General features: G+C 41.2%; 17 protein-coding genes and 1 pseudogene. 2 read left to right on the top strand and 16 right to left on the bottom strand.

The window, feature by feature from the left end; all coding sequences use genetic code 11:
- Nucleotides 1–62: 62 nt before the first annotated feature.
- Nucleotides 63–212, top strand: coding sequence for a sporulation histidine kinase inhibitor Sda (sda, locus tag V7083_RS18275; RefSeq protein WP_335480575.1), 150 nt, complete (start codon nt 63–65; stop codon nt 210–212).
- 17 nt (nt 213–229) lie between these two features.
- On the opposite strand, the gene V7083_RS18270 is transcribed toward sda, so the two are convergent.
- Nucleotides 230–1,315, bottom strand: coding sequence for a CotH kinase family protein (locus tag V7083_RS18270; protein WP_335480573.1), 1,086 nt, complete (start codon nt 1,313–1,315; stop codon nt 230–232).
- Nucleotides 1,316–1,512: 197 nt separating this feature from the next.
- Here V7083_RS18270 and V7083_RS18265 point away from each other — a divergent pair, with 197 nt between their 5' ends.
- Nucleotides 1,513–1,875, top strand: coding sequence for a CotG/ExsB N-terminal domain-containing protein (locus tag V7083_RS18265; protein WP_335480571.1), 363 nt, complete (start codon nt 1,513–1,515; stop codon nt 1,873–1,875).
- A 48-nt stretch (nt 1,876–1,923) separates the two neighbouring features.
- Here the strand turns inward: V7083_RS18265 and V7083_RS18260 are convergent, their stop codons facing one another.
- From V7083_RS18260 to V7083_RS18190, 15 genes and pseudogenes are all read right to left on the bottom strand, one after another.
- Nucleotides 1,924–2,646, bottom strand: a complete 723-nt coding sequence (locus tag V7083_RS18260) for a DsbA family oxidoreductase (RefSeq protein WP_335480569.1) — start codon at nt 2,644–2,646, stop codon at nt 1,924–1,926.
- Nucleotides 2,647–2,822: 176 nt separating this feature from the next.
- A complete protein-coding gene (locus tag V7083_RS18255; protein WP_335480567.1) occupies nt 2,823–4,358 on the bottom strand; it encodes an amino acid permease in 1,536 nt (511 codons plus the stop codon).
- Nucleotides 4,359–4,378: 20 nt separating this feature from the next.
- Nucleotides 4,379–4,516 (bottom strand): hypothetical protein, encoded by a 138-nt coding sequence (locus tag V7083_RS18250; protein WP_335480565.1) that lies wholly within the window; start codon nt 4,514–4,516, stop codon nt 4,379–4,381.
- Between the two features lie 22 nt (nt 4,517–4,538).
- Nucleotides 4,539–5,402 (bottom strand): ethanolamine ammonia-lyase subunit EutC, encoded by an 864-nt coding sequence (gene eutC / locus V7083_RS18245; protein WP_335480562.1) that lies wholly within the window; start codon nt 5,400–5,402, stop codon nt 4,539–4,541.
- A 17-nt stretch (nt 5,403–5,419) separates the two neighbouring features.
- On the bottom strand, nt 5,420–6,781 hold the full coding sequence (locus V7083_RS18240; RefSeq protein WP_335480560.1) for an ethanolamine ammonia-lyase subunit EutB: 1,362 nt from the start codon (nt 6,779–6,781) through the stop codon (nt 5,420–5,422).
- Between the two features lie 24 nt (nt 6,782–6,805).
- The gene (locus V7083_RS18235) at nt 6,806–8,242 is read right to left on the bottom strand and encodes an ethanolamine ammonia-lyase reactivating factor EutA (protein WP_335480558.1); all 1,437 of its coding nucleotides are present in this window, start codon (nt 8,240–8,242) and stop codon (nt 6,806–6,808) included.
- A gap of 42 nt (nt 8,243–8,284) precedes the next feature.
- Nucleotides 8,285–8,875: an ANTAR domain-containing response regulator gene (locus V7083_RS18230; RefSeq protein WP_335480556.1), complete on the bottom strand. Its 591-nt coding sequence runs from the start codon at nt 8,873–8,875 to the stop codon at nt 8,285–8,287.
- A complete protein-coding gene (locus V7083_RS18225) occupies nt 8,865–9,164 on the bottom strand; it encodes an ATP-binding protein (protein ID WP_335480554.1) in 300 nt (99 codons plus the stop codon). The genes V7083_RS18230 and V7083_RS18225 overlap by 11 nt, the downstream gene beginning before the upstream one ends.
- On the bottom strand, nt 9,145–10,272 hold the full coding sequence (locus tag V7083_RS18220) for a histidine kinase N-terminal domain-containing protein (protein ID WP_438823743.1): 1,128 nt from the start codon (nt 10,270–10,272) through the stop codon (nt 9,145–9,147). Before V7083_RS18220 ends, V7083_RS18225 begins: the two co-directional genes overlap by 20 nt.
- Before the next feature lie 124 nt (nt 10,273–10,396).
- Nucleotides 10,397–10,834, bottom strand: coding sequence for a EutP/PduV family microcompartment system protein (locus V7083_RS18215; protein WP_335480550.1), 438 nt, complete (start codon nt 10,832–10,834; stop codon nt 10,397–10,399).
- Entirely contained in the window at nt 10,831–11,172 is a 342-nt protein-coding gene (locus tag V7083_RS18210) for a BMC domain-containing protein (protein ID WP_335480548.1), read from the bottom strand. Before V7083_RS18210 ends, V7083_RS18215 begins: the two co-directional genes overlap by 4 nt.
- 21 nt (nt 11,173–11,193) lie before the next feature.
- Nucleotides 11,194–11,469 carry a EutN/CcmL family microcompartment protein gene (locus V7083_RS18205; protein ID WP_335480546.1) on the bottom strand — a complete coding sequence of 92 codons (276 nt, stop codon included), beginning with the start codon at nt 11,467–11,469 and terminating at the stop codon, nt 11,194–11,196.
- The gene (locus V7083_RS18200) at nt 11,466–12,242 is read right to left on the bottom strand and encodes a hypothetical protein (protein WP_335480544.1); all 777 of its coding nucleotides are present in this window, start codon (nt 12,240–12,242) and stop codon (nt 11,466–11,468) included. The genes V7083_RS18205 and V7083_RS18200 overlap by 4 nt, the downstream gene beginning before the upstream one ends.
- On the bottom strand, nt 12,235–13,020 hold the full coding sequence (pduL, locus tag V7083_RS18195; protein WP_335480542.1) for a phosphate propanoyltransferase: 786 nt from the start codon (nt 13,018–13,020) through the stop codon (nt 12,235–12,237). Before pduL ends, V7083_RS18200 begins: the two co-directional genes overlap by 8 nt.
- Nucleotides 13,021–13,116, bottom strand: a pseudogene (locus V7083_RS18190) (ethanolamine utilization protein EutM); the annotation flags it as partial.

Genomic DNA, 13,116 nt, shown 5'->3' with positions numbered 1-13,116 from the left:
CAAAATAGTGAACAAGTAATTTAATATATTGAACAGAAAACAATTAAAAGAGGGATCATGTTTTGAAATCACTGCAACTTTTACAAGATCAAATTTTATTACAGGCCTATCAAGAATCGATTCAATTAAACCTATCTAACGAATTCATTGGTATTCTTTTAGATGAAATTAGCCGTAGAAACCTTTTTATATCTCAAGAGAGCTGCAATTAGCGGCTCTTTCTTTTATCCTACAACAATTTGTACAATCTAGTTTGCAGATAAACTCTGCGCTCTTCTATATACCTTAAAATTACATCCAGTTCCCAATCAAACACATCAATATATTTGTTTTTATAGGGGTCCATCAGCAAAAAAGGGCGAATTTCGTTTAATAATTTTTCAGCTCTTGGCGCGATAAACTCTTTTGAAAATGGATAGGCCAACAGCTCTATAATAAGATCACGATACCTTCTGCGAAAATGGTCAACATCTAATAATCTGGCAGTCAATGTATTAAATCCTTTAATTGGTACATAATCAGCATCCATTAATTTTCCATTCACGTCACGTCCCCATGTCGCATCATAATCCCAAGGAATCATTTCAAAAAGACCTGTTTCACTACTTCGAAATAAAGAATAATTGTGCACAAATCCATCATAATTCGAAGTGAAGATAATCCCTGCCATCCATCTAAGATATTTCTCTACATCTACATATTTCTGAATTTCCCTCTCAAATTCATTTCTTGGTATGGTATTAATCTTAAAAATCATTTCCTCTAAGTAGTAATCATCTTTCCCACACTTTTTCTCATAGCCCTGTTTTAAAGACTTTTTAGTATTCTTATCCAAATCGCTCATTAAGGAAAAATTGGCATCCCCATCAATTGCATAAAAAATACTTCCTCCTGGGAGGTTTCTTCTTTTTAAAAAGAATTCATCCACTGATTCGATTTCCAAATAAACGCCTTCCATTTTTCCATTCAATGTTAAACAAACGTGACGTGAATTCGGGGATAAACAGCCTAGCTCTGAAAAAAAATCAAAGGAAAGTTTATTACGGATCATGGATGGATCTTTGTATTCGGCATTTAAATGAATAAGCTTTGAGCCTCGATAATAAGCAGGCTTATAAAAGGAAATCTGATAAGATTTTTTTGGAAAGTCACGAATATGGGATCCACGGTAGCATACATCAATATCTAAACGTTTACCATCAATCGATAATTGGGCCGGGAGTGGCGTATTTTTCCATATATCCCTTTTCAGTTCTTTCAAATCAACAGGTCTAATGAACAGTTTATAATGGGGGATTGTAATTGCCTCGTCCATTCTTATCGCCTCCCTCCCTTTATTGGTATGTAATTTGAGTGCTGGCGGTCACGTGAGAAACAGCATTTTTTCTCCGTCTAGGCTTTTGTCCTTTACCAAAATTTATAATTAGACGTAAATTGGTAAAAGAGGAGTGGGTTATTCATAGTTATTATTCAATTCGTACTCCCTTTTCAATTTAAAAAGGAGGTGCAAATATGGCAGAAAGAGAATTTTCACCTGAAGATATTCAAATGGCTGCAGATGAAGCAAGACGTGGAGGGTTTGGGGATTTCATGTTCATGGATCCGGGCAGTAACCGAGGCACTTCACGGAGAAGTACGTCAAATAGAAAGACTTCGAGTAAAAGGACTTCCAGTAGAAGAACTTCTAAGCAAATGACCTCATCTAGACATAGAAACACTACAAGACGAAATACCTCAAGAAGAAGGACTTCCAGACATGTACAGCATTTAGAATGCACGAATTGGCACAGCACAGCCCATAACAGACATCAGTCGAAAAGCTGTTGGAAAGATGGGAATATGTGGGTATTTAAAAAACGAAAAAAAGGCTGCTAAAAGAAATGGGAAAGGAGACAAGATCTCCTTTCCCATCTTTTATTTTCCCTACTTCTGCTCAGGTATTGCACAGCTGCCATCTGCACAGCTCACATCATCGTCTGTAGAAAGATTTTGTAGGACCTGTGTAGCAGACTCCTCTTCCCATACTTTTTGAAGAGCCCCTATGAAAGTTTCAAGTGGCTGAGCACCTGAAATGGCATATTTTTGATTGACGATAAAGAACGGAACGCCGCTGATTCCGTATTGTTGGGCAAGGGCTTCATCCATTCGTACATCATTGGCATATGCAGTTACATCTTGAAGGACCTCAAGAGCTTTCTGGCGATCAAGTCCCACTTCTTCTGCTATATTAGCCAATGTTTCATGATCACTAACTAATTTAGATTCTGAAAAATAGCCAAATAAGAGCTTTTCGGTAATAGCACCTTCTTTGCCTTCCGCTTTTGCAAATTTAGCCAAACGATGGGCATCAAACGTATTAGTAGGCTTCATATCATCAAAGTTAAATGTTAACCCGACTGATGCTGCCTGTTGGCCGACTCCCTGGTTTGCCTGTTTAGCCTGCTCAACACTCATACCATATTTTTTGGCTAACACCTCGTGAATATTTTGACCATTATAATTTGTAGAATTTGGGTCTAGTTCAAAACTTTTGAACTCGACTTCAACCTGATCTTTATGTGGAAATTGTTCAAGTGCCATTTCTAAACGGCGCTTGCCAATATAACAAAACGGACAAACAAAATCTGACCAAATTTCAATTTTCATGTTAACACCTCGTTCTTTTAATATGTACATAGTACCATATGAAAATGAAAAACCAAGAAAAGATGCTTAACACGTCTCTTTTGAAAAATTTATATTTTTAAAAAAAGATTGTTTATTTCATCTATTACCAAAATAAGAAAAGTGCCCCGTCCTGCCAATAAGGGCACTTTTCCTTTTTAGTTTTCTTCTTTTTCAAATTCATCTTCCAATCGTCGAATTTCATCGATTGATTTTTCAAGGGCAGCCTGCGGGCCTTTGAAGTGCTTCTTGTAATATCCTAAGTCCATGATAATCAGAAGAATAAACATTCCTGCCAGTGCATAGGCAGCCATTTGATTTGGCGGAATCATCATGATGATTGATATGAAAATAATCCATATAAGACTCAATATGTTAATCGGTTTACTCCACTTCCCGAGATTCCAGGGGCCGTAATGTTTCGGCTGAAAGATCCCTTTCGCTTCCGCCCTAAGCTTTAAAAATATTGGGATGCCATAAGCCACATATAAACCAACCACACTTACCGCGGTTAAAAAGGCAATCGTTGAATAACCGGCATCAGGATTCATCAGTTTTGTTAAGTAGTCTATCAGTGCTAAAGCAAAGGAAAGGATAACGGATAACCAAATGGCTTTTGCCGGTGTCCGATATTTACGGCTAATTTCAGCCCAATGACGGCTAAACGGCATTCCTTTATCTCTGGAAAAAGCATACATCATCCTTGAAAAAGAAGTGATCGAGGAAAGCCCGCAAAAGAACATGGCAAAGGTCACAAGCCATAAAACTATTGAACCAAATGTTCCTCCAAGTGCTTTACTGATGACAAAGATGAAAGCATTGTCTGAATTAACTGCACCAGAGGCATCGTGTATGGACAGGGTAACGAAAGCAAGCATGATAAATCCAAAAACAAATGAGAATGCTACCGAGTTATAAATCCCCCAAGGAGCACGAACCCTTGGATGAACAGTTTCTTCGATAGTATGGGCAGATGCATCGTACCCAGTAAAAGTCCATTGCGCCTGCAAAAGTCCGATTAAAAACGCAAGGAAATACGGTTGATCAGAGAAAGTCTGCCCCACTTTAAATAAATAATCAACCGGCTGCAAGCCATTTTTCGTGAAGAAGGCTAAACTTACAACTAGGATGGCCACCACACCCATGTGGTACCAAGCCGAAAAGTCATTTAATTTTGCAACGATTTTAATACCAACGTGATTGAGAATTCCGTGTAAAAGGAGGATAACGCCAAAGACAATTAAAATAGTGGTATCGGTAGAGGAATAACCAAAGACAGATGCCAAGAGTGGGTCTGCAAATAAGGCGCATGAATAATCAATTCCGGCGACGATGCCGATTTGACCAATTAAGTTAATCCAGGCTGTGTACCAACCAATCCTGATCCCTTTTAAGGCAGCAGCCCAGTGATAAAGAGCCCCTGCTGTTGGGATTGCCGATGCAAGTTCAGCAAGAGAAGCAGCAATCAACAGGACGAAGAAAGCAACGATGGTCCAGCCAAAGCCCATCATTCCCGGTCCGCCATAGGTTAAACCATGGCCATAAAGGGATACTGCACCTGTTAAAATGGAAATAATTGAAAATGAGATCGCAAAGTTTGAAAAACCGCCCATATCCCGCAATAATTCCTGAGCATACCCATAACGGTTGAGGTGCTTCTTATCCTCCAACAATTGTTGGTCTTTATTTTTCATTCATGTCCCCTCCAGTTTTCTTATTTTTCATCCTTTCCAACAAAGATTTCATGTTCTTCTTCCTTAAAGGTTCTGACGTTTTTATTGGCATTCATGCCAATGGCAGTACCGACAACAAGGGTGATAATGACTAATGCAAAACCGATAAAAACCTCCATCTCTTCTCCCCCCTTTCCTACCTTATAGCTCCAGCTTAACTCCGCTGATTTGTTGATCAATCATTTTACCTAGAACCGTTCCAATATGTGCGCCTGCTTCGACCGGCGGAGTACCGAGTGGATGGATATTAGAGATGACATTGCGGTCCGATTCCACAATTCCTTTTCTTGGCCTAAAGCACATATAGGCACTCATAGAACTTGCAGAGACTAGTCCGGGCCGTTCACCGATCAACAAAACAAGTGTCTCCGGCTCCAATATGTCACCAATATGATCCATGCAGGCAACCCTTCCTCCTTTCACAAAAAATGGCGTTCCTGTGGTAAGGTTATTTATTTTCAATGAATCTAGTAAAGCTGGATAAACATTCTTTAGATTCGTTTCCACCGCACTGGCACTTAGTCCATCCGAAACGACAATTTGTACTTGCGGCCTGTAAATACATCTTTCCTTGATCGTCTTTACAGCCTCTTCTGTTAAAATCCTCCCTTTATCGGGTCTTTTTAGATACACTTCTTTGTTTTCATAGCAGGTCTCCACTGTAAAAAGATCGAATTCCTGCAGATAATTTTCAAGTACCTCACCTCCAACTGCATCAATGGCTGCAGCATGGTCGAATTGCAACTTTAACATTGTCTTGGTTAAGGGACGGGTCCCTGTTCTCCACACCCCAATCCGAGCCGGGGTTACAGCTGTAAGATCGGCAATTCCTGCCGGATAAGCAGGCTCTGGAATGATTGTGTTCCAATCCAATTTCGTAAAGGTCAATGGAGATTCTTCTTCCTGACTAATTGTTTCTGGTACTGTTTGTTGTTCGGGTGGAATCTTTTTTTGCAATTGCTCCATCACTTTCTGGACAATGATTGCGATTTGCTGTTCCTTCAACACTAGACCTCCTTTCTTTACATGAAAACCGTCGGGTCACCAGCCCTTTCTGTGAAAATACCATTCTCCATAACACCCATTTTCTCGAGCCATTTTTCAAAAAAAGGTGCAGGTTTAAGGCCAAGGACACTTCTAACAGAGGCAATATCATGAAAACTGGTAGATTGATAATTCAGCATGCAATCATCTGCCATTGGGACGCCAATGAGAAAATTGACACCTGCTGATCCAAGGAGTATAGCAAGATTTTCCATGTCATTTTGATCAGCTTTCATATGGTTGGTATAACAGACATCCACTCCCATCGGCAAGCCTTGGAGTTTCCCCATAAAATGGTCTTCAAGTCCAGCGCGAATAACTTGTTTACTGTTGTAAAGGTATTCTGGACCGATAAATCCCACAACAGTGTTTACAATGAACGGTTTATATTTTTTTGCAAGGCCGTAACACCTTGCTTCCAATGTGACTTGATCAATCCCATGGTGGGCATCTGAAGACAACTCAGAGCCTTGCCCTGTTTCAAAATACCAAAGGTTAGGGCCAGTCGCAGTACCTTCTTTCTGGATCAGATCATTCGCTTCCTCCAATAGTTCTACACTTATGCCAAATGCCTTATTTCCGGCCTCTGTCCCTGCCAAACTTTGAAAAAGCAAGTCTGAAGGGGCTCCATTTTTTATCGCCCGCATTTGTGTCGTGACGTGGGCCAGCACACAATTTTGCGTTGGGATCTCGAAGCGGTCGATTTCCTCGCGGGTCATTTGTAAAATTTGCTTCACACTTTCTGCAGTATCAATAACAGGATTCACACCAATGACAGCATCACCAATTCCATAGCTTAAGGCTTCATAAAGAGAGGCCTTAATTCCTTGAATACTATCAGTCGGATGATTGGGCTGTGCCCGACCGGCTAGGGTACCTTTTTGGCCGATTGGGTAATTGCATTGGGTGATGATTTCGATTTTGGAGGCTGCCTGAATTAAATCCAGGTTCGACATAATTTTGGTCACAGCTGCGACCATTTCACTTGTTAACCCCCTGCGTAATCGGGAGATATCCTGATTGGTAATAGATTCTGATAAAAGAGTTTCCCGCAGTTCACTGACAGACCAATTAGCCATCGATTGATAGATTTTTTCATTTATGGAGGCCTCGATCACTTGGGAAACTTCGTCTTCCTCAGGGGGTAAGACTGGATTGTTTCGAATATCCTTTAGAGTCAGTTCCGACAACAAATGCCTCGCAGCCAGCCGCTCCTGTGCATCAATGGCGGCAAGGCCTGCCAACTGGTCACCTGATTTTTCCTCGTTTGCTTTCGCTAGGATTTCTTTCAAGCCTTGAAACTGGTAGGTCTTATTCAATAACGTAATTTTGGTTTTCAAGTTCTATCACCCCCTGTTTATCCATTATTTTGAAAATGCCAATGTTTTCACTACTACTGGCACCATGGAATCATACAGTGGCTCACCAATATCGATGAAATCCCCATGCTCTACCACAATTTGATCAATACAGATGACTTCAAGTCCGATTAAAGTAGTTTGCAGCATTAATGCCTGCCCCAATGCCTTGGCGATGTCTGTTTCACATACAATCGCCAATATAGTAGCATCTGGAAACCATTGTGGATAAAGGGTTCCTATTGCTTCTGCCAATTTTTTTAGAGTTTTATAGGAAAAATAGGTCGGACCTGGAATGCTTATGGCAAAAGGAACCTCGGTTTGTCCTCCGTATAATTCTCTTCCTTGTAAAAAAACAGTCTTCAATTGTTGTTCGAAATCTTCAAGCAGCACTATTTTCATAACCGGAATGTTTCGGAGCGGCAAACGATTTGGCTGAATCGAAATGGTTGAGCCGCTGATTTTTGTCGTTTGCATCCCTGCGCCAATCACTGTCGCTCTTGATGTTTGCATTGCTTTTTGTAAGCTAAGAGGATAGTTTTTCAATGCTTTTAAAAACTCCCTTGCCAATATTGGACCAATATCGTTATATCTTGCCACCTCTGCTAAGCTAACGGGTGGGGCTTCCTCAAGAAGTTTTCCTACTCCGCCCGAAATCATCACGGTCTTAATGGAAGGGAGTGTTACATTGGATGTGCTTAAAATCAGTGGTTCATGTGAATCTATGCCTTTGAGGCCGCATAGGATATCAAGCATATCGAAACATAAGGTATAAACAATTTCTGATAGCTCCTCTATTGTGATTTTCATACCTTTGTTAATGATATAGTTTTTACTTGTTAACCATGGCTTTAGGGAAGGTGAAACAGCTATGATCTCACCTAAAGCATTGATTTCAATCAAACGGCCACCTACATGGAAGGTGATCGTCTCAAGGATTTTTCCTTGTTGAATTATAACAACATTAGCCGTGCCCCCGCCAATANNATCAATATTGCCAACAACCTCTTTATGTTTTTGAGAAAAATCAAAGGCACCGGATCCCCTGCCGGCAAGGACAGCTTCCAGACTGGCCCCGGCAACAGCTACCACAAAATCACCTGACCGTTCCGCCAAAAAATGAATAAGTGCATCGGCATTTTTCTTGATGGCGGACTCGCCCGTAATTATGACTGCACCTGTTTTAATATCGGCAAGTAACATTCCGGCGTTGTTGTATTCTTTTTCGAGCCAATTCATTAATGGGAACAGATCGATTTCTTCATGATTTTTTAATGGTGTGGAAATGATTTCGCTGACATAGGTTACTTTGCGCTCGACAATGTCGTAATGCGGTAAGGCAAAATGACTGGAGACCCTGCCAAGCGTCAATTCACTCATGATCATTTTAGTTGTGCTGGTGCCAATGTCAATTCCGACACTTTTGATGATTTCAGTGTCCAACAAGCTTCACTCCCGGTATAAAAAGCTTAGTCATTGAGGAATTTATGTTTCGATGATGTTGGTAAGGTCCTTTCCATTTAAGATTGATTCAGCGACCTCAACTAGTGCTATTCGATTTTTCATGCTGTATTCCCTCATAAAACGGTACGCCGTATCCTCAGAAAGCAGAAAGGATTCCATCATTCTCCCTTTTGCTTTTTCAATCAATTGCCGCTCGGATAATTTTTGCTTTAAGCTTTGTAAATCCATTGATAGGCATTCAAATTTTCTCTTTTGACTGATGGCAATTTCAATGGCCGGGATGAGATCTGCTTCGGTTACAGGTTTAACAAGGTAAGCAGTAATTCCAGATTCTTTCGCATCTTCAATAAGCTCCCGCTGGCTGTATGCTGTCAACAGAAGAATGGCAGTGTCCAATTTTTGCCGTATGATTCTGGCTGCCTTTATCCCGTTTAAAACCGGCATTTTCACATCCATGATCATTAAATCCGGTTTCAGCCTCATACTGTATTCCACAGCTTCTTCGCCATTTTTGCATTCCTTTATTACTTGATACCCTTCTCCATTCAGCATTTCACGGAGGTCCATTCGGGTGATCGGATCATCATCAACAATCATGATTCTATAGCTCATCCTGATCCACCTCCGGCATGTGAAATCCAATCGTTACCATTGTCCCTTTTCCCGTATTTTTGAATACTATTTCCCCATTCAAATCCTCTTGGACAAGGGTATGGCAGATTTCTAATCCTAAATTCCCAGTTATGTTTGGCTGATATTCAAAGCCGATCCCGTTATCCAAGACGGTCACTTCAACATAGTCTGCGGCTTTTTTTAATGTAATCAAAATGACACCCTTTGTGGTATTTTGAAAAGCGTGGTTCAGGGCATTTTGAACGAGTTCATTGATAATCAGCGCCAACGAGCTGGCATTTCTTGAATTCAGATAGAGTGAATCTCCCAATACCTCNNNCCTCTACTCGAATCGGATGCTCATGAATGTGCATGGATGAAACAATGCCTTTGGACATATATTCAAAGATTTCCTTACAATCAACTTCATCTAAACCATCCTGAGATAATACCTCGTGAATAATCGAAATGCTCATGATTCGGTTGATGCTTTCGCGAAAGACCTTTTCCACTTCTTTTGAATTGGAACGGCGCATTTGCAGCCTTAAAAGACTTGCTATGGTTTGCAGATTATTTTTTACCCGATGATGAATTTCTTTAATAACGGCGGATTTTATCATGATTTCCCGCTCTTTTTCCTTCATTTCCGTTACATCACGCAATAGAAGAATTCCCCCAACTTTTTGATCGTCCCGTTGCAGACAAACTGCTTTTATCGTTACAAATCGATTGCCGCTTTGAACTTCTTCTGATAAGATGCCTCCATGCTGTTTAATCTGTTCCATTGCAAATCTGCCAAAAAACAAGTCATCTATTTGGGATCCCAGCAATCGATTTTGATGGTCTAGTTTCAGTAACATGGATTGGGCTCGTTGATTGGCAAACGTGATCGTCCCATTATGATTAAAAAGCAGTAAACCCTCATGAATCAGTTCAGGAAGTTTATTTTCAGTCATCACCTGCTGAAAAAGAGTCTCTCCTAACTGCTCTGTTGTCTCTATAAGTACCTCTACATGCTTTTCTTGTTCAACAATAGTCGTGATATCCCGTTCCATGATCAGTGCCGCAATCGTTTGGCCATGGCCATTTTTAATCGGCGTGACATTTTGCTGGATATTCACCTTTTCCTGTGAAATCCCCCTTGCTCCCATGACTGCTTCACCCGTTAACAAGCAATGGAGTACTCCAGGCTCGTTCTCTTCCAAAGCAATTTCACCCGTTACCGGCAACTTATATAAAGACGGCCCTGTAGAAGGATGAGACTCTGCCACCACCACAGCTCCATCACCCGAAGCCAACAAACAATCCACAAACATATCCGCCTGTGATATATCCGCCATAAACTGCAACTGTTCTACAATCTCCTCAACCAACTTCCAATCCTTACTTGACAGCATCGTCAACTCCAGCACCATCTCCGCCCTCATCATCCCACTCCCTTGTGGTCAAGCTTAGTACCATCGTATTCCCAAAATTCAGATATTATTCGAAGGTGCCTGTCACCTTTAGCTCATAGCCACATTATAAATGTTCTAAAACTGTTTCTCTTAGGCTATCGATGCCTTGATTGGTAACAGATGAGACTGCGTAGATAGGTTTGCCAGGTAGTACGTGTTTCAGAAGATGTTCTGCTTCATTTATTTTAGCCTGTGGATGATCGATTTTAGTGATGACTCCGATGGCAAAGAGTGGAAAACCTTGTGAAAAGTTAGGAGGCAGAACTGATTGGATTCTAGTTGCATCTTGAATGATTAATAAGACCTTAGCTTCCAAAGCGGTTGCAATTAAAGAACGATAGAACATTGGATTTTCGCTGTATTCACCTGGTGTATCAATGATCCAATCCATATAATTCAACGTCTGCGTTTTGACGGCCGGGGTTGGATCCTCGAGTAACCGCTTTGTAAGCGTGGATTTTCCAGAACCAACTGGACCAATTAACATGACCTTCCCACTCATGACCTGGTAATCTCCGCTGTTTCGAATTTTAAATGCCTATTAAGAAATTGATTGATGGCTTCAATAGCCATTTCTACATTCGAGACGGTTCCGCACACTACAAGAGAACCGGTAAACCGATCCAAATAGCCTAACTCAATATCTGCGGATTTTGTAGCAATATCTGCCGCGATGATGGCCGTTTCCGTTGGCGTTAACGTCAAGATTCCGATTGCACCCGCCTTTCCCAGACCAAGCTTGGAATACAGAGCCTCATCAGGATTGGCGATAATATGTGCCAAGGTCAACTGCTTACCCGGGACGTATTCTTGAATTACCCGCTGCTTTTTCTCGGTCAATACTTTCCCACCTTTAACCTACTATTCTTCTGGTTCATTAACCTCGAACGAATCGACAATTCCCACAACAACCGCATCAATGGGAGCACTTTTGTGAAAAATGGTTCGGGCTGGACTGCCCCTTGAAACAATCACCCGCTCTCCTCTACCGGCTCCAATCCTGTCGGCTGCAATGATGAGCTGGCCGGCCGGTTCCCCCTTCCAAGTAATGGGCTCAATCATCAACAGCTTTAACTGACTCATCCCTTCTTCTTTTTGTGTTGCCCAAATGCTGCCAATCACCCTTCCGAGAATCATCCGCTCCCCTCCTTTTGGATGACAAGCTTAATTCCTTTTTCCTTGAGGTAATCCTTCACCAACGGCGTAAGCGTCGTTCCTTCCTTTACAAACAAGGTTTTCTTATTCCGTATGTGAGTAGAAAGCCACTTAAGTGTTAACACCTTTTCTTGAAAAAAAATCGAGGCAGAATCCTCTTTAAATTCTTCAAAAAGTAATTGAAGAATCGTCTCATATAACTCGGAAGCCTTCGAAAATTGTATCCCCATTTCGGCCAATTCTAGCTTGTATTTTTCAAATTTCCTCTGATATGGTAAGGGTAGTTGCAGTCTTTGAAGAGTCCTTCTTTCCGCCCGTTTTATCCCCGGGGAATCCTCACCTATGACGATCGGTATATTGAGGACTAATCCAGAAAAAATAATTTCCGCTTTCACTGACCCTTTCAGCCCATGGCAAACTCTTGCTGCATTATCTAAATCGATTTCTGGTACGATGATTGCATCATACTCTTTCGGCAATTCAATGGGTGCTTTTGCATATTCATCTGCTGCAATCAGTTGCTCTGCCCCAGTTGATTGGATTTGTTGAATGCCTAGCCATGCAGATGTCTCACCGTCCAAAAACAATAGATCATAATCGATTTGACGCGATTTTAAGAGAATCAACTGGTCAACAAAAGGTTCATGTGCAGAACTATCGCAAAAAATAAATAGAACTTTTTTCTTTGGAGTTTCATTTTCTAATAATTTTCGGGTTATTTGCTCTACCAGATTTGCCAGCTGTTGTTTATCCATTATCGTCAACTCCCAAAAAAGGAGAAAATATTCGGCCGTTTTTGCCTACCACCCGCACAACATCCCCAGTGACTAACCCGGCAGCATTCGCCTCGTCCTGATCAATATGAAAATCAAGACAATAGGAATCTTTTACTCTAACGATTACTTGTTGAAAAATGACCGCTCTTTTCTTAGAAGCTAGCGTTAAAGTATCGCCATGGTTAATTTGGTGAATTTCAGCATCCTTCCCTGACATATGAACATGATTTTTCGCTACAATAAGCCCAGATTCGATGGTTACAGAACCCCTAGGGCCCACGATAGTGATTCCCGGTGTCCCATCAATCGAACCTGATAATCGCACTGGCGGATGAACGCCCAAAACAAATCCATCTGTACGAGAAATCTCAATTTGGGTTTCGTTTCGAAATGGACCTAAAATCCGCACATTTCGAATGACTCCAGCAGGTCCCACAATGGTGACCGTTTCACTTGCTGCAAACTGTCCTGGCTGTGATAGTGTCTTCCATTCCTTCAGTAAGGCTCCCTCTCCGAATAGTTTTTTGAAATGTGTTTCGGAAAGGTGAGCGTGGCGATTGGAAACTCCAACCGGAATCATGAATTCAGGGACCTCTTCTTTTTTTATCAAATTGTTTTTACGAACGAGTATATTACGTTCTGTCAAAAAATCCCTTGCAGCAGGGGTTAACACGTCTCCTTCATGGATCATGAACTCTTTATCCAGCTTTTGTTTCGTCCATAATTGACGTAACGTTTTCTCAGTTATCAAGGCCATCTACTGCTTATTTTCCAATGTCGGCAGCATCAGTTCGATATCGGAATGCGGCCTTGGAATTACATGAACAGAAATAAGCTCACCCACGTTCGATGC

The organism is Bacillus sp. JJ1764 (assembly GCF_036962145.1).
Classification (GTDB): domain Bacteria; phylum Bacillota; class Bacilli; order Bacillales; family Cytobacillaceae; genus Neobacillus.
Note: the sequence above shows the minus strand (reverse complement) of the source record. Positions and strands in the feature narration are given on the sequence as shown.